This is a genomic window from Leptothrix mechoopdaensis (SeqCode) (assembly GCF_053893855.1).
Genome location: NZ_CM132699.1, coordinates 1,608,158 through 1,630,021, shown reverse-complemented (window position 1 = coordinate 1,630,021; position 21,864 = coordinate 1,608,158). Strand labels below are relative to the sequence as shown.

Below are 21,864 nucleotides of genomic sequence, written 5' to 3'. Positions count from 1 at the left end.
ATCCGCCGCCATGCAGCTCCCGACCCTCGTCCCCGGCAAACGCTACACGCTCCCGCGCCCGATCGGCTCGTCCGATGCCCTGCTGCTGGCGCGCCACGCGCAGGCCCGCAAGGCGGCCGGTGAACTGGTCGCCATCGTGGTCGCCGAACCCGCCGATGCCCAGCGCCTGCCCGACGAGCTGGCCTTCTTCGCGCCCGAGCTGGTGGTGGCCGTCTTCCCCGACTGGGAGACCCTTCCCTACGACAGCTTCAGCCCGCACCAGGACCTGATCTCCGAGCGCCTGGCCACGCTGTGGCAGGTGCAGCAGCGGCGCAAGGCCGCCGTGCCGCTGGACGTCGTGATCCTGCCGGCGACGACCGCGCTGACGCGGCTGGCGCCGCCGTCCTTCCTGGCCGCCTACACCTTCCACTTCAAGCAGAAGCAGAAGCTCGACGAACAGGGCCTGCGCGCGCAGCTGACGCTGGCCGGCTACCAGCACGTCAGCCAGGTCGTGTCGCCGGGCGAATACGCCGTGCGCGGCGGGCTGATCGACCTCTACCCGATGGGCTCGACGGTGCCCTACCGGGTCGACCTGTTCGACGACGAGGTCGACTCGATCCGCGTCTTCGACCCCGACAGCCAGCGCAGCCTCTACCCGGTGCCGGAAGTGCGCCTGCTGCCCGGCCGCGAGTTCCCGATGGACGACGCGGCGCGCCAGGCCTTCCGCTCGCGCTGGCGCGAGAAGATGGACGGCGACCCGAGCCGCGCGCGCATCTACAAGGACATGGCCCAGGGCATCACGACCTCGGGCATCGAGTACTACCTGCCGCTGTTCTTCGACGAGCCGGCGACCTTCTTCGACTACCTCGGCGAACAGGCCTCGCTGGTGTTGCACGGCGAGGTCGACGAGGCGCTGGAGCGCTTCTGGACCGAGACCCGCGAGCGCCACCGCTTCCTGCAGCACGACCCGGAACGGCCGGTTCTGCCGCCCGAGGAGCTGTTCCTGCGTGGCGAGGGTTTCTTCAGCCGCTGCAACGACTTTGCCCAGCTGGCCGTGCGCGGCAACCACCCCGTCGACTGGGCCCGCCCGCTGCCCGACCTGAGCGTGCAGCGCGGCGCGCAGGACCCGCTGCGCCGGCTGGAAGACCAGCTGACGCGGCTGCGCGAGACCGGCCAGCGCCTGCTGGTCGTGGCCGAGAGCGCCGGCCGGCGCGAGAGCCTGCTGGAGCTGCTGCGCGACCACCGGCTGGAGCCGCCGTCGGTCGACACGCTGGCCGCCTTCCTGGCCAGCGCCCACGCCTACGCGATCACCACGGCCGCGCTGGCCTCGGGCTTCTTCTGGACCGATGCGACCGAACAGTTCGGCGTCCAGCTGGTCACCGAGACCGAGCTGTTCGACACCACGCCGACGGTGCGCCGGCGCCGCAAGCAGGAGACCACCAGCGACGTCGACGCGCTGATCAAGGACCTGTCCGAGCTGAAGGTCGGCGACCCGGTCGTGCACGCCAACCACGGCATCGGCCGCTACCGCGGGCTGGTCAACATCGACCTGTCGGGCGACGGCGCGTCCAACGAGTTCCTGTTCCTCGAATACGCCGACCAGGCCACGCTCTACGTGCCGGTGGCGCAGCTGCAGCTGATCAGCCGCTACACCGGCGTCAGCGCCGAGGAAGCGCCGCTGCACCGGCTCGGCTCGGGCCAGTGGGAGAAGGCCCGCCGCAAGGCCGCCGAACAGGTCCGCGATGCCGCCGCCGAGCTGCTGAACCTCTATGCCCGCCGGGCCGCCCGCGAGGGCTACGCCTTCCGCTACAGCCCGCAGGACTACGAGGCCTTCGCGACCAGCTTCGGCTTCGAGGAGACACCCGATCAGGCCGCCGCGATCCACGCGGTCATCCAGGACATGATCAGCCCGCGCCCGATGGACCGGCTGGTCTGCGGCGACGTCGGCTTCGGCAAGACCGAGGTGGCGCTGCGGGCCGCCTTCGTGGCCGTCACCGGCGGCAAGCAGGTGGCCCTGCTGGCACCGACCACGCTGCTGGCCGAGCAGCATTTCCAGACCATCTCCGACCGCTTCGCGCCCTGGCCCGTGAAGGTCGCCGAGATGAGCCGCTTCCGCTCGCCCAAGGAGGTCAAGGCCGCGATGGAAGGCCTGGCCGCCGGCACGATCGACATCGTCGTGGGCACGCACAAGCTGCTGAGTCCGGAGACGAAGTTCAAGAACCTGGGCCTGCTGATCATCGACGAGGAACACCGTTTCGGCGTGCGCCACAAGGAGCAGATGAAGGCCATGCGCGCCGAGGTCGACGTGCTGACGCTGACGGCCACGCCGATCCCGCGCACGCTGGGCATGGCCCTCGAAGGGCTGCGCGACCTGAGCGTCATCGCCACCGCGCCGCAACGCCGGCTGGCCATCAAGACCTTCGTGCGCAACGAGACCACCGGCACGATCCGCGAGGCGGTGTTGCGCGAGCTGAAGCGCGGCGGGCAGGTCTACTTCCTGCACAACGAGGTCGACACGATCGAGAACCGGCGCCAGAAGCTCGAAGAGCTGCTGCCCGAGGCCCGCATCGGCGTGGCCCACGGCCAGATGCCCGAGCGCGAGCTCGAACGCGTGATGCGCGACTTCGTCGCGCAGCGCCACAACCTGCTGCTGTGCTCGACCATCATCGAGACCGGCATCGACGTGCCGAGCGCCAACACCATCGTCATCAGCCGGGCCGACAAGTTCGGCCTGGCGCAGCTGCACCAGCTGCGCGGCCGGGTCGGCCGCAGCCACCACCAGGCCTATGCCTACCTGATGGTCCCCGACATCGAGGGCCTGACCAAGCAGGCGCAGCAGCGGCTGGACGCGATCCAGTCGATGGAGGAACTGGGTTCGGGCTTCTACCTCGCCATGCACGACCTGGAGATCCGCGGCGCCGGCGAGGTGCTGGGCGACAACCAGAGCGGCAACATGATGGAGGTCGGCTTCCAGCTCTACAACGAGATGCTGGCCGAGGCCGTCCGGGCACTGAAGAACGGCCAGGAGCCCGACCTGCTGTCGCCGACCGGCTTCTTCGGCGGCACCACCGAGGTCAACCTGCACGCCCCGGCGCTGCTGCCCGAGGCCTACTGCCCGGACGTGCAGATGCGCCTGAGCCTGTACAAGCGGCTGGCCAGCACCGACCGCGCCGACAAGATCGACGCGATGCTCGAAGAGCTTGTCGACCGCTTCGGCAAGCTGCCGGCGCAGGCGCAGACGCTGTTCGACCTGCACCGGCTGCGCATCCAGGCCAAGGCCTGGGGCGTGCAGAAGATCGAGGCCGGCCCTGGCGTCATCTCGATCCACTTCCGCCCGAACCCGCCGATCGATCCGATGAAGATCATCGAGCTGGTGCAGAAGAACCGCCACATCAAGCTGGCCGGCAACGACAAGCTGCGCATCGAGCGCGCCTGGCCCGATCCGAAGGACCGCGCGCAGGCGGTGCGCGACGTGTTCCGGATGCTCGGCACGCCGCAGGCACACGCATCGGCCACCGCCACGAAGGCCGCCCCGGCGACACCCCGGACGGTGCGCTGACGCACCTGGCCGGGCACGGAAAACGGGGCTTTTCAGCCGCTGATCCGGCCTTGGCGGCGGCGGCGGCGCGCAGAAGATCCGCACCAGCGTCGGTCGTGCAGGACATCCCCGGAAACCGGCGCTTCCGTGGAGACATGCCGATGATCGAACTGCTGCGCCGCTACAGCCAGGCCAACCGCGTGCTGGCCGGCTTTACCCTGATGACCCTGATGCTGATCGGGCTGGCGCTGGCCGCCGCCGCGATGCTGCGAGAACGGGGCGCCGCCGATGCCGGCTACGCGCTGGTCGCCGCCGCCGTCGTGCTGGGCGGCATCGGCATGACGCTGGGCTGGCTGATCCGCGCCAGCATCAAGGCACCGGTCGAGGACACCGCGATGGCGGTCATGCGCATCGCGCAGGGCGACCTGGTCAGCCGCATCGAATCGCCCGGCCGCGACGAGCTGTCGTGGCTGCGCTCCGAACTCAACAAGATGCGCAAGCGCCTGTCGGAAACGGTCGGCGGCGTGCGCCTGACGGTCGACAGCGTCGCGGCAGCGTCCGAACAGATCGCGCTGGGCAACAACGACCTGTCGACCCGCACCGAGAACCAGGCCGCCGCGCTGCAGCAGACCGCCAGCACGATGGACGAGCTGGCGTCGACGGTGCGCAGCCACGCCCAGAGCGCCCAGGACGCGCGGCGCGAGATGGACGGCGCCCGCGAGGTCGCCAGCCGGGGCGGCGAACTGGTCGGCGAGGTGGTCGAGCGCATGCACGGCATCCACCAGAGCGCCAACCGGATCAACGAGATCATCGGCGTCATCGATGGCATCGCCTTCCAGACCAACATCCTGGCGCTGAACGCGGCCGTGGAAGCGGCCCGGGCGGGCGAACAGGGTCGCGGTTTCGCGGTGGTCGCCGGCGAGGTCCGTGCGCTGGCCCAGCGCAGCGCCACGGCGGCCCGCGAGATCAAGTCGCTGATCGGCGACTCGACCGAGAAGGTCGACGCCGGCCAGCGTCTGGTGCAGGAGGCCGGCCAGACGATGCGCGACCTGCTCGAACGGGTCAGCCGCGTCAGCAGCCTCGTCAGCACGATGGCCGATGCCGGCAGCGAGCAGAGCCGCGCGATCGACCAGGTACACCAGGCGATCTCGCAGATCGACGGCGTGACGCAGCAGAACGCCGCGCTGGTCGAGGAGGTCTCGGCCGCCGCGCAGTCGCTCAAGGGCCAGTCGGGCCAGTTGCTGGAAGCGGTCGGCGCGTTCAAGACCCAGGGTTGACCCGCATCGGGGAGAATCTCGGGCTTTGCCGGGGCCGCGCCCCGCCACCCGTCACTCCCCGTGCGCATGACCGACCTGCCCCACACGATCTCCCCCGGCCTGACCGTTCGCGGCTTCACCCCGCCGCTGCGGCTGGGTGACTTCAAGCTGATCGCGTTCGACATGGATTCGACGCTGATCAACATCGAATGCATCGACGAGATCGCCGATGCCGCCGGGCGCAAGGCCGAGGTCGCCGCCATCACCGCCGCCGCGATGCGCGGCGAGATCGCCGACTACAAGGAAAGCCTGCGCCAGCGCGTCGCCCTGCTCCAGGGTGTGCCGGCCAGCGCGCTCGACGAGGTCTACACGCAGCGCCTGCAGCTCAACCCGGGTGCCGAGGCGCTGGTGCAGGCCTGCCAGGCCGCCGGCCTGAAGACGCTGCTGGTCTCCGGCGGCTTCACCTTCTTCACCGACCGTCTGCAACAGCGCCTGAAGCTCGACTGGACCCGCAGCAACCTGCTGGAGATCGAGGCCGGCGTGCTGACCGGCCGGCTGGTCGACCAGCATTGGGGCGACATCTGCGACGGCGACGAGAAGCGCCGCACGGTGCTCGAGACCTGCGCCGCGATGGGCATCTCGCCCAGCCAGGCCATCGCGATGGGTGACGGCGCCAACGACCTGCCGATGATGTCGGTGGTCGGCCTGTCGGTCGCCCACCATGCCAAGCCGGCGGTGCGCGAACAGGCGATGGTTGCCATCGAGGACGGCGGCCTGGACCGGCTGCTGGAAGTCGTCCGGCCCTGAACGGCCGGATCGCCGCTCAGACCATCAGTTCGAGCTGGCTTTCCAGCTCGTCGCACCAGATGTCGAAGTCGCGCTCGCCAGCCCCAAGCGCCAGCAGCGCCTGCGTGCCGCCGCGCTGCCATTCGCCGTGCCGATTGCGGCCCTGGCGACGCTGCAGGTAACGGTCGGCGACCAGTGCCAGCGCCACCAGGTGCGCGACACGGGCGCGGCCCGGCTGCGTGTAGACACGGAAATCGTGGTGCCAGGCGACCGCCTCGACGATCTCCTCGCTGACGCCCCAGCTCTGCGCCAGCGCGGCACCCACGGCCGCGTGGTCGGTGCCGTGGCGCGAACGTTCCACCTCGGTGAACGGCCGGTGGCCCAGGTTGGCCTCGGCCAGCGTGACGCGGTAGCTCGGGTTGTCGAAGCGCTGCAGCAGCACGGGGATGCCGACGTCGCAGAACAGCCCGAAGGTGTGGGCGACGTCCGCCTCGACCACGCCCAGCTGGCGGGCCAGCCAGGCCATCGCCAGGCTGCGCCGGTGGGCGACATCCCAGAATCGTTCGAAGGTGCCGCCGTGAACCGGCAGGACCTTGCGCAGCACCAGCGCGCTCAGGATCGCGATGCAGCGCTTGCTGCCCAGCTGTTCGAAGGCTCGTCTCAGCGTGCCGGCACCGGCGCGGGTGCCCGGTCCGCGCGCGTTGGCGACCTTCAGCAGCGCGGCCGCGACGGCAACGTCGAACGAGGCCAGCTGCACCAGCATGTCCAGCCGGGGTGCCTCGCGCAGCAGCTCCGCATGCAGGCGCTCCAGCAACTGCGGACGCGGCGGGATGCCGATGTCGCGCACCAGGCTGGCGAGCTGCTGCGGATCGATCAGGGGATCGGCGAGGACGGAGGGGGGCATGCGTGACCGGGTTGCGCCGGCACGCGTGACATCCGATCGCCGGCTTCTGCTCTATCGGCAGACGCGAACGGAACTTGAGCTGGCAGCTTCAGGCGGCGGGCGACTGCGCCATCACGACGACGCCGTCGGCATCGGCGCACAGCCACTCGCCCGGCCGCACGGTGACGCCCTGCAGCTGCACCGGCACGTCGACCTCGCCAGGCGCGCGGCGTTCGGTCGGCAGCGGCATCAGCGCGAGTGCCAGCACGCCGACATCGCAGGCGGCCAGCTCGGCGACGTCGCGCACGCAGCCGTCGACCACCACGCCGGCCCAGCCGTTGCGCGCCGCCGCCGCGGCGATGTTGCCGCCGACCAGCGCACGCCGCAGCGAACCACCGCCGTCGACCACCAGCACGCGGCCGAGGCCGGGGCCTTCGAGCAGCTGCTTGACGCTGGTGTTGTCCTCGAAGCACTTGACCGTCACGACGGTGCCGGCGAAGGCCGCCCGCCCGCCGTAGCGGTGGAACACCGGCGGCAGCACGCGGAAGGCGCCGCTGCGGTCGCCCTTGTGGACGTCACAGAGGTCGCAGGTGGCGGGAACGGGCAGGTGAGCGGGGGCGTAGGCGGGTGCGGAGGTGGTCATCGTGGTCTCAAAGGCCGGCGCTGGTCAGGCTCTTCAGGAATTGCGGGACGTTCTGGTAGCCGATCACGCGGGCGGCGCCGCGTTCCTGGCCCTGGGCGTCGAAGAACAGGATGCCGGGCGGGCCGAACAGGTCGAAGCGCTTGAGCAGCTCGCGATCGGCCGCGTCGTTGGCCGTCACGTCGGCCTGCAGCAGCAGCGCGCCAGCGAGACGGGCCTGCACCTGCGGGTCGGGGAAGGTGAACTGCTCGAACTCCTTGCAGGACACGCACCAGTCGGCATAGAAGTCCAGCATCACCGGCTGGCCGGCGGTCTTCAGGATCTGGTCGAGTTCGGCCGAGGTCTTGATGCGCCGGTAGCTGGCCAGCGCGGCATCGGTCGGCGCCTTCGCGCCGGTGTTGCCGCCTGCGCCCGCAGCGGTCGACGATCCGGCCAGATGGCCCAGCGGCTGCAGCACCGAACGGCCGCCGGACAGCAGGCCGACCCACTGCGCCGCGCCGACCAGCGCCAGCACCAGCGCCAGGCCCTTGGCGCTGCGCGCCAGCATCGAGGCGGACTCGGGCAGGCGGTCCAGCAGCCCCAGCAGCACGGCCGAGACGATCAGCAGCAGGCCCCAGGCGGCCATCGCGACCCAGGTCGGGATGACCGGGCTCAGCATCCAGATCGCCACCGCCAGCATCGTGATGCCGAAGAAGCGCTTGACGCCGTCCATCCAGGCACCCGCACGCGGCAGCAGAGAGCCGGCCGAGGCACCCACCAGCAGCAGCGGCACGCTCATGCCGCAGGCCAGCGAGAACAGCGCCACCGCGCCGACCAGCACGTCGCGGGTCTGCGAGATGTAGAGCAGCGCGCCGGCCAGCGGCGCGGCCACGCAGGGGCCGACGATCAGCGCGGAGATGCCGCCCATCACGAACACGCCCAGGTGATGACCGCCACCGGACGCGCCGCCCAGCGAGCCCGACCAGGCCGTCAGGCGGGTCTGCAGCGACGCCGGCATCTGCAGCTCGTAGGCGCCGAACATCGACAGCGACAGCAGCACCAGCAGCGCGGCGAAGGCACCCAGCACGGCGGGCGTCTGCAAGGTGGCGGCCAGGCCTTCGCCGGCCAGGCCGGCCAGCACGCCGAACAGCGTGTAGACCAGCGCCATGCCCAGCGAGTAGCTGATCGACAGCATCAGGCCCCGGCCACGCGACGTTGCCGCGCCCTGCCCGACGATGATCGACGACAGGATCGGCACCATCGGCAGCACGCAGGGCGTGAACGACAGCAGCAGGCCGGCGAGCGCGAACACCGCGACGACGCTCCACAGGCTGCCCGAACGCAAGGCGCGCGAGACCGCGTCGCCGGCTTTCGGGTCTGCGGTCGCCGTGGCGGTCGGCGTCGCCGATGCCACCGCGACGGCGGTGATCGGGCGGACCTCGCCAGCGGCCGGCGTCCAGGCCAGACCGGCTTCCTCGCCCATCACCTCGACCGAGCGGATCGCGCCGCCATCGGTGCGGACCTTCAGCACCTGCTCGCGCGGCGGGTAACACAGGCCGGCGTCGGCACAGCCCTGGCTCGTCACCAGCAGCTTGAACTCGGCCGGCGCGGCCTTCACGGGGACCTGGAAGACGAGTTCGTGGCGCCAGGTCTCGACGTCCTTCTGGAAGGTCTCGTCGAACTTGACCTTGCCGGGCGGGATCACCGGCGTGCCCAGCTGCACGCCCTCGGGCGCGGCGGCGATGGCCAGACGCTCGCGGTACATGTAGTACGCGTCGACGATGTCGAAGCGCACCTCGATCTGGGCACCGTCCGGGCTGCGGGCGGAGAGCAGGAAGGCCTTGTCGGGCTCCAGGAACTCGGCGGCGCGGGCCGACAGCCCGAGGCCGAACAGCAGGGCGAGCAGACCGAACAGCGCCCAACAGGCGCGGCCGACACGGCGCGAAGACCGCAACGAGAAAAGACTCATGACATGCATCCGGAAATTGTCGCCGCGCCGGGCGGCGGACCGTCTGATCTCAGGCAGACGCGGCCGCGATGGAAGCGGTCCGGCGTGCGGTATGTCGCCCGACCAGCGACGAGGCCAGCACCGCCGCGCCCAGTGCCAGGGCCGAACCGACCAGCACCCCGGCCGGATGGCCGCGGTCGAGCAGCCAGCCGAAGATCGGTGCGGCGACCGAGAAACCCAGGTCCAGGCCGGAATAGACCGTGCCGTAGACCCGTCCGGACGCATCGGGCGGCGCCGCGCGGCGGATCAGCATGTCGCGTGACGGTCCGGCCAGTCCCGTGCCGATGCCCGCCAGCGAGACCAGCGCCAGCGCCAGCCAGCCCGGCACCCACGGCGTCGCGGCCAGGACCAGGAAGGTGCCGGCCAGCATCAGCGCCCGGGCGATCAGCGGTTCCAGCCGTTCGGCGCGGGCCAGCAGGAAACCGCCGGCCACCATGCCCAGCGCACCGCAGACCATGTAGGCGCTGACGACCCAGGCCGACCAGCGCAGCGGCACGCCGTGCAGCAGCTGCAGGGCCGGGCTGGCGAAGCTCTGGATCGCCGCCAGCGCGCTGGTCGTGAAGAACAGGAACGAGAAACACAGCCAGACCGACGGCAGGCGCAGGAAGCCGAAGGTGCTGGCGCCAGCCGGGCGGGCCGACGGCGACGTGGCCTTGGCGGCCTCGGGTTCCCGGCGCAGCGCGGCGCGGTCGTCCAGGTCGTCACGTCGCCACCAGACGATCGCCAGCACCACCAGCGCGACGCAGGCGACGGCCGCGTAGGTCCAGCGCAGCGAGCCGGTCAGCGCGAACAGCTCGGTCGAGAAGATCGGCGACAGCGCCCAGCCCAGGTTGCCGCTGATGCCGTGGACCGAGTAGGCGTGGCCCAGACGCGGGGTCGAGACGCGGCGGTTGAGGATCGTGAAATCGACCGGATGGAACGGCGCGTTGCCCAGTCCGGCCATCGCCGAGGCCAGCAGCAGGCCGGCATAACCCTCCGATCCGGCCGCCAGCAGCGCGGCGACGACAAAACAGCCGAGCGCACCGAACAGGGCCGGCCGGGCGCCGACGCGGTCGACCAGGAAACCCGACAGCGCCTGCCCGACGCCGGATATCACGAAAAACACCGTGACCAGCAGGCCGAGCTGGGAATAACTCAGGCCGAATTCCCGCATGAAATGGGGGAAAAGCGGCGGCAGCAGCAGGTGGAAGAAGTGGGACGTGCCGTGAACGAGGCCGACCAGGCCGATGGTCCGGGCATCCCGGCGCAGGGCGTCTGCGGGCGGTTCCGGGGCGAAGGCAGCTGCGGATGAGGACATCTCGCGATCATAGGAGCGCGCCCGGCGTGGCGCAGCCGCAAGGCTGGTCGTGGCACCTGCACGGTGGCCGGCCCAACCTGTTTCCAACTGTTGCGCCCAGCGGTTTGCGGGCGTAACCCATGCGACTAAAGTACGTGCTGTCCGGGCCCCGCCGACGACCCGGATGTTTTGGAAACTGCTGACCGCCGGGCCATCCGCCGCGACGACGAGGAATTCATGCTGAAAAGCCTGTTTGGAGATTTGGCGCCGCTGCGCGAGCCGGCGGAGCGGCGCGAGTCGCAGCCCGAGTTCGTTGCCACCGCCATACTCGAATCGGTCGCGGGCGAGGTCGATGACCGGGGCCAGATCGTCGACCGCAACCTGCGCGACCTGTTCGTGACCGGTTCGCCCGCCCAGGCGATGCGGGCCCATTTCGCCGGCAACCGTGAAGAGACTGGCGCCGACCAGCGCATCATCAGCCTGCACGACCCGGCCCAGATGTGGGCCGCAGCGGTGATCAAGGCCTTGGCCGATGCCAGCGGCCAGCCGGTCGAACGCCTGCACCTGCGCGACCAGACGACGCTGAACACGCTCGCGATGATCGAGCGCACGACGCTGCCGCGCCGGGCCGGCGACACGCTGAAGGTCTACCACGCCGATGTGCGCGGCCAGGGCGCGGACGTCAACGCCATCCCCTACGCGCTGATGGAGCGCTCGGACCTGACCGCCGTCATCGTCGGTCCGCTGCCGCCGTCGGCGATCGACGAGATGCTGACGCAGCTGCGCAGCGCGATCGCCAGCGACACCTGGCACTGCCCTCACCTGCTGTTCCTGCTGCCGGTGGGCGCCGCCTGGATCAGCAACAAGATCGAGGCGATGGGCTGGCCGGCCGGCATGCAGGTGCAGACGCTGGCCGAGCCGCTGACCAGCGCCAGCGCGGTCTGGAACAAGCTGCTGGCGCACTGGAACAACCTGAAGGGCAACCCGGGCGGCCAGGCCTCGGCATCGGCCCGTCCGGCCAACGTCAACCCGGCGGCGGCCGCCCCGAGCGGTCCGCGTGCCGATGCCGGCCCGAGCGGCTTCGGCCTGGCGTCGGCCTTCGCACCGACCTACCCGCCCGCGCTCAGCCCGGCACCGCACAACGAGAGCGTCCACACCAACAACACGACCACCGTGCTGGTGGCGGCGCCGGCCTATCCGTCGGCCGCCTCGGCCTATCCGAGCGCGATCGGTGGCGAAGGTGCCGGTGCGGGAGAAGCGGCCCGGCGTGCGCCGGACGCCCAGCGCGCCACCAGCGTCCTGCATGAGCTGATGCTGCTGGACGGCCTGATCTTCGCGGCGCTCGTGGACGTCAATTCCGGCCAGGTGGTGGCCAGCGAAGGCCGCGGTCCGGACATCGACCGCGCCGCCGTCGCCGCCAGCGAGGTGCTGCGCGTGCACCGCCGCACGCTGCGTCAGCTGGGCCATTCACGCGTCAACGATCCGGTCGACGAGGTGCTGGTGACGGCCGGCAGCCGCTATCACATCCTGCGCACGCTGCAGGCGCATCCGGACTACTTCATCCTGGCCGTCCTCGACAAGCTGCGCAGCAACCTCGCGATGACCCGGTTCCGGATCATGGAAGCCCAGCAGGTGCTGAACTGAGCGAGACCCGAAGCGGGACGGGGCCTGCGCCGATCCGGCTGCGCAAGCGCGAGCTGCGCACCACCGACGCGCAGCCCGACGCGCCGCCGCTGGCCCGGATCTTCGGGCGGACGGCGGCGAACGAACACGCCTGGCTGGTGATCTGGGACCCGAGCCGGCACTGGCCGGCGCTGGCGATGGTCGACCTGGCCGAAGCCGGCTCCGGCGTGCTGACGGAACTGGCGATGCGCCGCGAAGGCCAGCTGGCGCCGCTGCTGCACGTCGAACACGTCGAGCTGACGCTGGACGGTCGTGCGCTCAGCGTGCTGCTGCTGCGCACCCTGCCCCACCACGCGGCATCGCTGCGGCTGGCGCTGTCGCTGATGCGGCAGGCCGATCGCCTGGTCGTGATGGGCGGCAGCGACAAGGACCTCGACTGGCAGAACCAGCTGGCGCGTGCGCTGGGTTCGGAAGGCTGGCAGGGCCCTGTCTGGCAGATCGCCACGCCGCTCGAACACCCGACCCGCGAGGCCCGCCTGCGCCGCCACGCCTGGCCGGGCGGCGTGCGCGCCCAGCCGTTCGGCTGGCCGCGCGCCGGTCGCCCGGGCTGGAACCTCGACCTGCTGCGGCGGGTCATGCTCGAACCGATCGGCCTGTCGGTCGTTCCGGCCAGCCCGCACCCCCCCAGCCCGCCCGACCGGGAGCCCCGCGTGTCACGTCCGAAACCCCAGCGCCTGAACCGGCTCGTCTCGATCCCGTCAGGCGCCCCCGCCAGCCCGCTCAGCTCGTCCGAGGCGGCGCGTCCGGCCGAAGCGCCTGCGGCTCAGCAGACGGCGCCGCAGAAACCCGCACTGCCACCGCTGGGCGAGCCCGACCGCCTGCACCACGTCGCCTGCGACCAGCTGATCGCCGTGCCCGGCGTGCGCGCCTGTGCGGTGCTGCGGCTGGCCGACGCGTCCTTGCTGGCGCAGCGCGGCGATGCCGACTGGCTGGCCTCCGGCGCGACCCAGACGCGCCGCGTCGCGCAAGGCTGGCGCCCGGACGGCCACGACGCCGCGTCGTCTCAGGAGAACGAGCCCGCCGACGTCCTGAGCTGGACCGAGGACCAGCGCCAGCACCTGCTGCTGCGTCTGCCCGACGATGGCCGCGGCCTGGCGCTGCTGGCTCTCGGCGACGCCGGCACGACCGATCCGGCCGAGCTGCGCTGGATGGCCACCGTCGCCCGCAACACGCTGGCCCCGGCGTGACCCGGGCAGCGGTGCTGGGCTAGCATGCCGGCCCGGTCGGGGAGCCCCTGCCCCGACCCGAGCCTTTCCGTTGCCGCAGCATCCCGCCATGACCACGACCCCCGCCAGCACCGCCCGCACCGCCCAGTTCGACTACGACCAGCAGGACGCCAGCGGCGCCACCTGCACGGCCCATGCGTGGGCCAAGGTGCCGGCACCGCTGACGCCGGACCAGCGCCGCACGCTCAAGGCCCGCGCGGCCGAGCTGCTGAAGGCGCGCGGCGCCGTGCTGGTCGCCCACTACTACGTCGACGGCGACCTGCAGGACCTGGCGATGGAGACCGGCGGCTGCGTCTCCGATTCGCTCGAGATGGCGCGTTTCGGCCGTGATCACGCGGCGCAGACGCTGGTCGTCGCCGGGGTCCGGTTCATGGGCGAGAGCGCCAAGATCCTGTCGCCCGCCAAGCGCGTGCTGATGCCCGACCTGGACGCCACCTGCTCGCTCGACCTGGGCTGCCCGGCCGACGCCTTCAGCGCCTTTTGCGATGCCCACCCGGACCGCACCGTCGTGGTCTACGCCAACACCAGCGCGGCCGTGAAGGCACGTGCCGACTGGATGGTCACCAGCAGCTGTGCGCTGCCGATCGTGCGCCATCTGCATGCCCAGGGCAGCAAGATCCTGTGGGCGCCGGACCGCCACCTGGGCGGCTACATCCAGCGCGAGACCGGTGCCGACATGCTGATGTGGAACGGCGCCTGCATCGTCCACGACGAGTTCAAGGGCCTGGAGCTGGAGCTGCTGCGCCGCGAGCATCCGAAGGCGAAGATCCTGGTCCACCCGGAGTCGCCGCAGCACGTCGTCGAACAGGCCGACGTGGTCGGCTCGACCGCGCAGCTGCTCAAGGCGGTGATCGAGCTGGACGCGCGCGAGTTCATCGTCGCGACCGACAACGGCATGTTCCACCGCATGCGCCAGGCCGCGCCGGACAAGGTGCTGATCGAGGCCCCGACCGCCGGCAACGGCGCCACCTGCAAGAGCTGCGCGCACTGCCCGTGGATGGCGATGAACGCGCTGCAGGGCGTGATCGACTGCCTGGAGCAGGGCCAGGGCGAGATCCACGTCGACGAGCCGATCCGCAGCCAGGCCGAAGGCTGCATCCGCCGGATGCTCGACTTCGTCGCCGCCCAACCGGCGGCGGTGGCCCGGCCGATGGCGGTGTCGCCGCTCGCGTCGGGCATGGGCGCGGCCTGAGCAGCCTGTCACGGCGCGCGCACCGGTCCTGCGGGATTGTTCAAGTCGGGCGCCGGCTGGCCGATAAGCCCGACAGACAGACCTCAGCGGAACCGCCTGCCATGACGCCCGATTTCAGCTCCGTGCACAACCACTACGAACGACCGGTGTTCGACGCGGTCGCCCGCATGGCGCCGAACTACCCCTACCTGAGCGCCGAACAGCTGCCCGATGTCGCCTGCGTGGCGCTGAACCGGCTCGGTGCGCGCTACATCCGCCACACCGTCGACCTGGCCTTCTACCTGACCGAGAAGGAGCGCCTGTCGATGGAACAGACCATCAGCGACGCGGTCAGCTTCGCCTTCGAGTTCGTGCAGGCGCGCATCGCGATGCGGGCGCGGCGCTGACGCACCCGTCGGCGCAACGGCCGCTCAGCCGGCGTCGATCGTCCGGCGCCGGGCCTCGCGCACCAGGATGGTCGGGAAGCTGACCGGCAGCGTGTCCGGGAAGTCGCGGCTGAAGTGCAGCCCGCGGCTCTCGTGGCGCATCAGCGCAGAACGCACGATCAGCTCGGCGCAGTCGACCAGGTTGCGCAGCTCCAGCAGGTCGCGGTTGACGCGGAAGTTCTTGTAGTAGTCGTCGATCTCGCCGCGCAGGAACTCGATGCGGTGCAGCGCCCGCTCCAGTCGGCGGGTGGTCCGCACGATGCCGACGTAGTTCCACATCAGCAGGCGCAGTTCGTCCCAGTTGTGCGAGATGACGACCTGCTCGTCGGCGTCCTCGACCTTGCTCTCGTCCCAGGCCGGCACGGCCGGACGCGGCTCGGACGGCCGCGCCAGGATCGCCTCGGCGCAGGTCCGCCCCAGCACCACGCATTCCAGCAGCGAGTTGCTCGCCAGCCGGTTGGCGCCATGCAGGCCGGTGTAGGTGGTCTCGCCGACCGCGTGCAGCCCCGGCAGGTCGGTGCGGCCGTGCAGGTCGGTGACGACGCCGCCGCAGGTGTAGTGCGCGGCCGGCACGACGGGGATCGGCTGCTTCGCGATGTCGATGCCCAGCGCCAGGCAGCGCGCGTGGATGGTCGGGAAATGCTCGCGCAGGAAGGCTTCGCCGAGGTGCGTGGCGTCGAGCCACACATGGTCCAGGCCGTGGCGCTTCATCTCGAAGTCGATCGCGCGGGCCACCACGTCGCGCGGCGCCAGTTCGGCGCGTTCGTCATGCTGCGGCATGAAGCGCGTGCCGTCGGGCAGGCGCAGCACGCCGCCCTCGCCGCGCAGCGCCTCGGTGATCAGGAAACTGCGGTCCTGCGGGTGGTAGAGGCAGGTCGGGTGGAACTGGATGAACTCCATGTTGCCGACCCGGCAGCCGGCCCGCCAAGCCATCGCGATGCCATCGCCGGTGGAGGTGTCCGGATTGGTCGTGTAGCGGTAGACCTTGCCGGCGCCGCCGCTGGCCAGCACGACCGCGCCGGCCGGCAGGGCCTCGACCCGGCGGCTGTCGATGTTGAGCGCGTAGACGCCGTAGCAGCGCGGCGCCTCGTTGCGGCGCACGTGGCGCGAGGTGATCAGGTCGACCGCCATCCAGCGCGCCCGCAGCGAGATGCGCGGGTGCTGCTTGACCTCCGCCAGCAACGCCTCGTGGATCGCCTTGCCGGTGGCGTCGGCCGCGTGGGCGATGCGCCGCACGGCATGGCCGCCCTCGCGCGTCAGGTGCAGGCCCAGCGGGCCTTCCGGGTCAGGCGAGAACGGCACGCCCCGGTCGACCAGCCAGCTGACCGCCTCGGCGCTGCGTTCGGCAATGAAGCGGGCGGTGTGTTCGTCGACCAGGCCGGCGCCGGCTTCCTGGGTGTCGCGCACATGGCTGTCGACGCTGTCGTCGTCGCCCAGCACGCCGACGATGCCGCCCTGCGCCCAGGCCGTCGCCGATTCCTCGAGGTTGCGCTTGGCCAGCACGATCACCTCGCGGCCCTGTTGCGCCAGGTGCAGCGCGACGGTCAGGCCGGCCAGGCCGGCGCCGATGATGACGACGGGCAGGTCTTCGGAAACGGGAATGGAGCTCATGAAGCAGCTTTTGCACGACACCCGCGCGCCGTCTGGTGACGTCCGCCTGGGTTATCGCTGTCGGTGGGGGGCCGGATGATAGGATGACCGAATGTAAACAAATGCTGCAGACGCTTTCGTCCTCGCCGCCACGCGGGGACCGGCTTGCAGCCCGATCCAGCGCACCGTCCAACGGGACCCGGAGGCACCGGCATGAACCGTCCGATCGAACTGCCGTCGCGCCACTCGACCTTCGACACCGTGCGCGATGCCGGACCCGACAGCCAGATCCACACGCTGATCGCGCCCAATCCCGGCGACTACCTGGGCGAACGCCCCGACATCGGCCGCGCGGTCGGCAACCAGACCCGCGAGCTGTTCGTCTCCTGCGAGGTCGGCGATGCGCTGGAACAGCAGTTCGACCACCTCCAGCCGTCCTACATCGCCCTGCATGACCTGGCCTGCCACGCCGCCAGCCACCTGCTGCAGGCCGTCGCGGCGGCGGCCGGCCGGCCGGTCCAGCGCCTGGTGATCCGGCGCCAGGGTTACGGCACGACCCTGGCGAGCCTCGAATTCGTCGACTGCCCGACGACCGGTTCGAGCCTGGTGCGCATCTACAGCACCGACGCCGACACCGACACCCAGTCGCGCACGGCGCTGACCCGCGTGCTGCTGAGCCGCGCCACCTTGTCGGTCGTGATGATGGGCGACCTGCCCAGCCACGCCGTGCCCGAGCAGCTGCAGCCGCTGCGCGAACTGCTGTTCAGCCCGGCCTGGTCATGCCCGCACCTGCAGCTGATGCCGCTGGCGCCGGCCACCGCGATCGCGCTGAAGTCGGTTGCGGGCGGCTTGACCGCCGGAGCCGGCGTGCAGACCCGGCTGGCGCCGATGGTCAGCCGACCGGCCGAGGCCTGGGCCTACCTGAGCGCGACCTGGAACCACATCCAGACCCAGCAGAGCCGCGATGGCCGCGAGCTGGCCTTGCTCGACACGCTGGCACCGGCCCGCGACGTCCGCCAGCCGATGCCCGACACCCGCAGCGGCAGCGCCCGGCCCAAGCCGATGGAGCGCTTCGTCCACGAGGTCATCGCGCTGCCGGGCATCCGCGACATCTGCCTGTTCGAGGTCTCGACCAGCCGGGTGCTGGCCCACGCCGGCCTGAACCCGAAGCCCCCTGAACTGGCGCGACGCGGCACCCTGCTGCTGGCCGCCGCCGCCAGCAACCGCAAGCAGCTGGGCCTGGACGGCGCCGCCGACGAGCTGCTGCTGATGGGCGGCCATCACGCCCAGGGCCTGCGCATGCTGCACAGCCACCCGGGCATCGCGATGCACGTGATCTTCACGCCCACCCAGACCGACTGGCCGCAGCTGCGCCCGAAGCTGATGGCGCTCGACGCGGCCTTGCCCCGGGGCCCCGTGATCTGAGGCCCCGGGCCCGCGCGGTCAGTGGACCGTGCGGCCGAACTCGAACTGGCCGTCGGCCGAGACGTTGACCGGCACGACATCCTTCGGCCCGAAGCGGCCTTCCAGGATCAGCCGGGCGACCGGGTTCTCGATGCGCTGCTGGATCGCGCGCTTGAGCGGGCGGGCGCCGAACAGCGGGTCGAAGCCGACCTTGGCGAGTTCGGCCAGCGCCTCGGGCGAGACCTCCAGCGCCATCTCCATCTTGGCCAGCCGGCCTTCCAGCCCCTTGAGCTGGATCTTCGCGATCGCCTCGATGTGGCTGCGGTCGAGCGCGTGGAACACCACCGACTCGTCGATGCGGTTGAGGAATTCCGGCCGGAAGTGCTGCTTGACCTCCTCCCAGACCGCCTCGCGGATGACCTCGCTGTCCTGGCCGGCCATCTGCATGATCAGCTGCGAGCCCAGGTTGCTGGTCATCACGATGACGGTGTTCTTGAAGTCGACCGTGCGGCCCTGGCCGTCCGTCAGCCGACCATCGTCGAGCACCTGCAGCAGCACGTTGAAGACGTCCGGATGGGCCTTCTCGACCTCGTCGAGCAGCACCACGCTGTAGGGCTTGCGCCGCACCGCCTCGGTCAGGAAGCCGCCCTCGTCATAGCCGACATAGCCGGGCGGCGCGCCGATCAGGCGCGAGACCGAGTGTTTCTCCATGAACTCGCTCATGTCGATGCGGATCATGTGGTCCTCGCTGTCGAACAGGAAACCCGCCAGCGCCTTGCACAGCTCGGTCTTGCCCACGCCGGTCGGGCCCAGGAACAGGAAGCTGCCCAGCGGCCGGTTCGGGTCCGACAGGCCGGCGCGCGAACGCCGGATCGCGTTGGCCACCGCGACGATCGCCTCCTGCTGGCCGACGACGCGCTCGTGCAGCTTCGTCTCCATCTTCAGCAGCTTGTCGCGCTCGCCCTGCATCAGCTTGGACACCGGGATACCGGTGGCGCGCGAGACCACCTCGGCGATTTCCTCGGCGCCCACCATCGTGCGCAGCAGCTGCGGACGGCCGGTGCCCTTCTTGCCGGCCTCGGCGTCCTGCGAGGCCTTCAGCCGCTTCTCGATCTCGGGCAGGCGGCCGTACTGCAGCTCGGCAACCTGGTTGAACAGGCCCTTGCGCGTCAGGTCCTCGATCTGCGAGCGGATCCGGTCGCGTTCGGCCAGCAGGTCCTCGCTGCCCAGCGCCGCCGCCTTCTCGGCCTTCCAGATCTCGTCGAGGTCGTTGAGCTCGCGCTGCAGCTTGAGCATCTCGTCCTCGATCAGCTCGAAGCGCTTGACCGAGGCGTCGTCCTTCTCCTTGCGCACCGCCTCGCGTTCGATCTTCAGCTGGATCAGCCGGCGGTCGAGCCGGTCCATCGCCTCGGGCTTGCTGTCCTTCTCGATCTTGATCTTGGCCGCCGCCTCGTCGATCAGGTCGATCGCCTTGTCGGGCAGGAAGCGGTCGGTGATGTAGCGGTGGCTCAGTTCAGCCGCCGCGACGATCGCCGGGTCGGTGATCTCGACGCCGTGGTGGACCTCGTACTTCTCCTGCAGGCCGCGCAGGATCGCCACGGTCGCCTCGACGCTGGGCTCGTCGACCAGCACCTTCTGGAAACGCCGTTCGAGCGCGGCGTCCTTCTCGACGTACTTGCGGTACTCGTCCAGCGTGGTCGCGCCGATGCAGTGCAGCTCGCCGCGCGCCAGCGCCGGCTTGAGCATGTTGCCGGCGTCGATCGCGCCCTCGGCCTTGCCGGCGCCGACCATCGTGTGCAGCTCGTCGATGAACAGGATGATGCGGCCCTCGTCCTGCGCGACTTCCTTCAGCACGGACTTCAGGCGCTCCTCGAACTCGCCGCGGAACTTGGCACCGGCCAGCAGGCCGGCCATGTCCAGCACCAGCACGCGCTTGTTCTTGAGCGACTCGGGCACCTCGCCGTTGACGATGCGCTGGGCGAGCCCTTCGACGATGGCGGTCTTGCCCACGCCCGGTTCGCCGATCAGCACCGGGTTGTTCTTGCTGCGCCGCTGCAGGACCTGGATGGCGCGGCGGATCTCGTCGTCGCGGCCGATCACCGGGTCGAGCTTGCCCAGGCGGGCGCGCTCGGTCAGGTCGAGCGTGTATTTCTTGAGCGCCTCGCGCTGGCCCTCGGCTTCGGCCGAGTCGACCTTCTGGCCGCCGCGCACCGCATCGATGGCGGCCTCCAGCGCCTTGCGCGTCAAGCCGTGGCCGCGCACCACGCCGCCGATGTCGTTGCGGGCATCGGCCAGCGCCAGCAGGAACATCTCGCTGGCGATGAACGGGTCGCCGCGCTGGCCGGCCTCCTTCTCGGTCGCCTGCAGCAGCTGCATCAGGTCGCGACCGGGCTGGATCGGCCCGCCGCCCTGCACGCTGGGGTAGCCCTTCAGGAGCGTGTCCATCGCGGTCTTCAGCGCGGCGACGTCGGCGCCGGCGCGTTCGAGCAGCGCGCGCGGGCCGTCGGGCTGGGCCAGCATCGCGGCCAGCAGGTGGGCCGGTTCGATGTAGGGGTTGTCGCGGGCGACGGCCAGGCTCTGGGCGTCGGCGAGCGACTGCTGGAAGGCGGTGGTGAGCTTGTCGAGACGCATGGGGTTGATCCTCCGATTGCTGCTCGACATGAGGCGGCGCGCGACCATTTCAAGGCCGTTTCCGATGCGCTTCCGACGCGCTGCCGGCGCGATGCGGCGACCTTGCGTTGCGTCAAGCCCGCCCGCCGACAGGCCGCCCGGCGCGGAACTTCAGGCTGCCGGCCAGATCGCCCGGGCCAGCGCAAAGCCGCCAGCCGCCGCCGCCAGCGAGGCGACGACATGGGCCAGCGTGTGCGCCAGCGCCCAGCCGTGGCGGCCGGCCTGCAGCAGCGCCAGCGATTCGGACGAGAACGACGAGAAGGTCGTGAAGCCGCCCAGCACGCCGGTCACCAGCAGCAGCCGCAGCAGCGGATCGGGCCAGCGCTGCAGCGCCACCATCGCCATGCCGATCAGCAGGCCGCCGATCACGTTGACCAGCCAGGTGCCGAGCGGAAAGCCCTTGAACACCGGGTTGAACAGCAGGCCGACCTGCCAGCGTGCCAGCGCCCCGACGGCAGACCCGGACGCGACGGCCGCCGCCTGCAGCCAGACGGATGCGCTCATGCCGGTTCGCCCGGCTCGCTCCCCGGCGCCGCGTTGGCGGTCGACAGGCCCCAGCGCCGCGCCGCCGCGTCGTCGCTGACCCGCGCGTCGACCCAGCGAGCGCCCTCGGGCGTGGTCTCCTTCTTCCAGAACGGCGCCTCGGACTTCAGGTAGTCCATCAGGAACTCGCAGGCCTGGAAGGACTGGCCCCGGTGCGCCGAGCTGACGGCCACCAGCACGATCTGGTCGAGCGCCTGCAGCAGGCCGACCCGGTGGATGACCCGCGCGGCGCGGATGTCGAAGCGGCGCATGGCCTCGTCGATCATGGCCTCGATGGCACGTTCGGTCATGCCGGGGTAGTGCTCCAGCTCCATCGTGCTGATGCCGCGGATGCCCGCGCCGTCGTCGCGGTCGCGCACGGTGCCGACGAAGCTGGTGACCGCGCCGACGCCGCCGTCACCGGCACGCAGTGCGGCGACTTCGGCGCTCAGGTCGAAGTCGGCGGTCTGGATGGAGACACGGGGCGTGGGGTTGGGCATCGGCGTTGACATGGCGGGGTCTGCTGCGGAGGGTCAGCCGCCGGTGACGGGCGGGAAGAAGGCCAGCTCGGCGCCGTCGGCCAGTTCGGCCGACTCGGCCACCATCGCCTGGTTCAGCGCGGCCCGCACGGCCCGGCCACGGGCCAGCGCCGACGCATGGATGCCGCCACGTGCGATCAGCAGGTCACGGACCTGCGCGACGGTGGCCGGCGCGGCCAGCTCCAGCGTCTCGCCGGGGCCGAGGGCTTCGCGCAGGGCGGCGAAATAACGCAGCTGGATCTTCATGCTCAACTTGAGAAATAGCGCC

17 protein-coding genes are annotated in these 21,864 nt (G+C 70.9%); 8 read left to right on the top strand and 9 right to left on the bottom strand.

All coding sequences use genetic code 11. The features are described from left to right. The first annotated feature begins 10 nt into the window (after positions 1–10). From mfd to serB, 3 genes are all read left to right on the top strand, one after another. A complete protein-coding gene (mfd, locus tag ACWA7K_RS07210) occupies positions 11–3,538 on the top strand; it encodes a transcription-repair coupling factor (protein ID WP_456167070.1) in 3,528 nt (1,175 codons plus the stop codon). Between the two features lie 140 nt (positions 3,539–3,678). Beyond that, on the top strand, positions 3,679–4,794 hold the full coding sequence (locus ACWA7K_RS07205) for a methyl-accepting chemotaxis protein (protein ID WP_456167068.1): 1,116 nt from the start codon (positions 3,679–3,681) through the stop codon (positions 4,792–4,794). Positions 4,795–4,860: 66 nt separating this feature from the next. Continuing rightward, positions 4,861–5,580 carry a phosphoserine phosphatase SerB gene (serB, locus tag ACWA7K_RS07200; RefSeq protein WP_456167066.1) on the top strand — a complete coding sequence of 240 codons (720 nt, stop codon included), beginning with the start codon at positions 4,861–4,863 and terminating at the stop codon, positions 5,578–5,580. Between the two features lie 16 nt (positions 5,581–5,596). Here serB and ACWA7K_RS07195 read toward each other — a convergent pair whose 3' ends face one another. From ACWA7K_RS07195 to ACWA7K_RS07180, 4 genes are all read right to left on the bottom strand, one after another. Next, positions 5,597–6,463, bottom strand: a complete 867-nt coding sequence (locus ACWA7K_RS07195) for an HDOD domain-containing protein (RefSeq protein WP_456167064.1) — start codon at positions 6,461–6,463, stop codon at positions 5,597–5,599. Between the two features lie 88 nt (positions 6,464–6,551). After that, positions 6,552–7,085 (bottom strand): ribonuclease E activity regulator RraA, encoded by a 534-nt coding sequence (gene rraA / locus ACWA7K_RS07190; RefSeq protein WP_456167062.1) that lies wholly within the window; start codon positions 7,083–7,085, stop codon positions 6,552–6,554. Positions 7,086–7,092: 7 nt separating this feature from the next. Beyond that, positions 7,093–9,030, bottom strand: coding sequence for a protein-disulfide reductase DsbD (dsbD, locus tag ACWA7K_RS07185; RefSeq protein WP_456167060.1), 1,938 nt, complete (start codon positions 9,028–9,030; stop codon positions 7,093–7,095). Between the two features lie 49 nt (positions 9,031–9,079). Continuing rightward, a complete protein-coding gene (locus tag ACWA7K_RS07180) occupies positions 9,080–10,366 on the bottom strand; it encodes an MFS transporter (protein WP_456167058.1) in 1,287 nt (428 codons plus the stop codon). A 216-nt stretch (positions 10,367–10,582) separates the two neighbouring features. On the opposite strand from ACWA7K_RS07180, the gene ACWA7K_RS07175 reads away from it, so the two are divergent. The 4 genes from ACWA7K_RS07175 (at position 10,583) to ACWA7K_RS07160 (ending at position 14,832) form a co-directional block, all read left to right on the top strand. Further along, the gene (locus ACWA7K_RS07175) at positions 10,583–11,989 is read left to right on the top strand and encodes a hypothetical protein (RefSeq protein ID WP_456167056.1); all 1,407 of its coding nucleotides are present in this window, start codon (positions 10,583–10,585) and stop codon (positions 11,987–11,989) included. Positions 11,990–12,126: 137 nt separating this feature from the next. Next, positions 12,127–13,215: a hypothetical protein gene (locus ACWA7K_RS07170; protein WP_456167054.1), complete on the top strand. Its 1,089-nt coding sequence runs from the start codon at positions 12,127–12,129 to the stop codon at positions 13,213–13,215. 88 nt (positions 13,216–13,303) lie between these two features. Then, a complete protein-coding gene (gene nadA / locus ACWA7K_RS07165) occupies positions 13,304–14,446 on the top strand; it encodes a quinolinate synthase NadA (RefSeq protein WP_456167052.1) in 1,143 nt (380 codons plus the stop codon). A 101-nt stretch (positions 14,447–14,547) separates the two neighbouring features. After that, positions 14,548–14,832, top strand: coding sequence for a late competence development ComFB family protein (locus ACWA7K_RS07160; RefSeq protein ID WP_456167050.1), 285 nt, complete (start codon positions 14,548–14,550; stop codon positions 14,830–14,832). 24 nt (positions 14,833–14,856) lie between these two features. On the opposite strand, the gene nadB is transcribed toward ACWA7K_RS07160, so the two are convergent. Next, positions 14,857–16,482: an L-aspartate oxidase gene (gene nadB, locus ACWA7K_RS07155; RefSeq protein ID WP_456167048.1), complete on the bottom strand. Its 1,626-nt coding sequence runs from the start codon at positions 16,480–16,482 to the stop codon at positions 14,857–14,859. Between the two features lie 192 nt (positions 16,483–16,674). Here nadB and ACWA7K_RS07150 point away from each other — a divergent pair, with 192 nt between their 5' ends. Next, positions 16,675–17,886 (top strand): hypothetical protein, encoded by a 1,212-nt coding sequence (locus ACWA7K_RS07150; RefSeq protein WP_456167046.1) that lies wholly within the window; start codon positions 16,675–16,677, stop codon positions 17,884–17,886. A gap of 18 nt (positions 17,887–17,904) precedes the next feature. On the opposite strand, the gene clpB is transcribed toward ACWA7K_RS07150, so the two are convergent. The 4 genes from clpB to ACWA7K_RS07130 all read right to left on the bottom strand — a co-directional run bounded on the left by clpB (position 17,905) and on the right by ACWA7K_RS07130 (position 21,842). Then, positions 17,905–20,496: an ATP-dependent chaperone ClpB gene (gene clpB, locus ACWA7K_RS07145; RefSeq protein ID WP_456167044.1), complete on the bottom strand. Its 2,592-nt coding sequence runs from the start codon at positions 20,494–20,496 to the stop codon at positions 17,905–17,907. Between the two features lie 150 nt (positions 20,497–20,646). Further along, the gene (crcB, locus tag ACWA7K_RS07140) at positions 20,647–21,039 is read right to left on the bottom strand and encodes a fluoride efflux transporter CrcB (protein ID WP_456167042.1); all 393 of its coding nucleotides are present in this window, start codon (positions 21,037–21,039) and stop codon (positions 20,647–20,649) included. After that, the gene (locus ACWA7K_RS07135) at positions 21,036–21,569 is read right to left on the bottom strand and encodes a molybdenum cofactor biosynthesis protein MoaE (RefSeq protein ID WP_456167040.1); all 534 of its coding nucleotides are present in this window, start codon (positions 21,567–21,569) and stop codon (positions 21,036–21,038) included. Before ACWA7K_RS07135 ends, crcB begins: the two co-directional genes overlap by 4 nt. A gap of 21 nt (positions 21,570–21,590) precedes the next feature. Continuing rightward, complete coding sequence (locus tag ACWA7K_RS07130) at positions 21,591–21,842, bottom strand: MoaD/ThiS family protein (RefSeq protein WP_456167038.1); 252 nt, start codon at positions 21,840–21,842, stop codon at positions 21,591–21,593. Positions 21,843–21,864 lie beyond the last annotated feature (22 nt).

What these genes read in the sequence shown, in the direction of transcription:
- mfd (WP_456167070.1), top strand. Translation starts at nt 11, where the DNA reads ATGCAGCTCCCGACCCTCGTCCCCGGCAAACGCTACACGCTCCCGCGC.
- ACWA7K_RS07205 (WP_456167068.1), top strand. Translation starts at nt 3,679, where the DNA reads ATGATCGAACTGCTGCGCCGCTACAGCCAGGCCAACCGCGTGCTGGCC.
- serB (WP_456167066.1), top strand. Translation starts at nt 4,861, where the DNA reads ATGACCGACCTGCCCCACACGATCTCCCCCGGCCTGACCGTTCGCGGC.
- ACWA7K_RS07195 (WP_456167064.1), bottom strand. Translation starts at nt 6,463, where the DNA reads ATGCCCCCCTCCGTCCTCGCCGATCCCCTGATCGATCCGCAGCAGCTC.
- rraA (WP_456167062.1), bottom strand. Translation starts at nt 7,085, where the DNA reads ATGACCACCTCCGCACCCGCCTACGCCCCCGCTCACCTGCCCGTTCCC.
- dsbD (WP_456167060.1), bottom strand. Translation starts at nt 9,030, where the DNA reads ATGAGTCTTTTCTCGTTGCGGTCTTCGCGCCGTGTCGGCCGCGCCTGT.
- ACWA7K_RS07180 (WP_456167058.1), bottom strand. Translation starts at nt 10,366, where the DNA reads ATGTCCTCATCCGCAGCTGCCTTCGCCCCGGAACCGCCCGCAGACGCC.
- ACWA7K_RS07175 (WP_456167056.1), top strand. Translation starts at nt 10,583, where the DNA reads ATGCTGAAAAGCCTGTTTGGAGATTTGGCGCCGCTGCGCGAGCCGGCG.
- nadA (WP_456167052.1), top strand. Translation starts at nt 13,304, where the DNA reads ATGACCACGACCCCCGCCAGCACCGCCCGCACCGCCCAGTTCGACTAC.
- ACWA7K_RS07160 (WP_456167050.1), top strand. Translation starts at nt 14,548, where the DNA reads ATGACGCCCGATTTCAGCTCCGTGCACAACCACTACGAACGACCGGTG.
- nadB (WP_456167048.1), bottom strand. Translation starts at nt 16,482, where the DNA reads ATGAGCTCCATTCCCGTTTCCGAAGACCTGCCCGTCGTCATCATCGGC.
- ACWA7K_RS07150 (WP_456167046.1), top strand. Translation starts at nt 16,675, where the DNA reads ATGAACCGTCCGATCGAACTGCCGTCGCGCCACTCGACCTTCGACACC.
- clpB (WP_456167044.1), bottom strand. Translation starts at nt 20,496, where the DNA reads ATGCGTCTCGACAAGCTCACCACCGCCTTCCAGCAGTCGCTCGCCGAC.
- crcB (WP_456167042.1), bottom strand. Translation starts at nt 21,039, where the DNA reads ATGAGCGCATCCGTCTGGCTGCAGGCGGCGGCCGTCGCGTCCGGGTCT.
- ACWA7K_RS07135 (WP_456167040.1), bottom strand. Translation starts at nt 21,569, where the DNA reads ATGTCAACGCCGATGCCCAACCCCACGCCCCGTGTCTCCATCCAGACC.
- ACWA7K_RS07130 (WP_456167038.1), bottom strand. Translation starts at nt 21,842, where the DNA reads ATGAAGATCCAGCTGCGTTATTTCGCCGCCCTGCGCGAAGCCCTCGGC.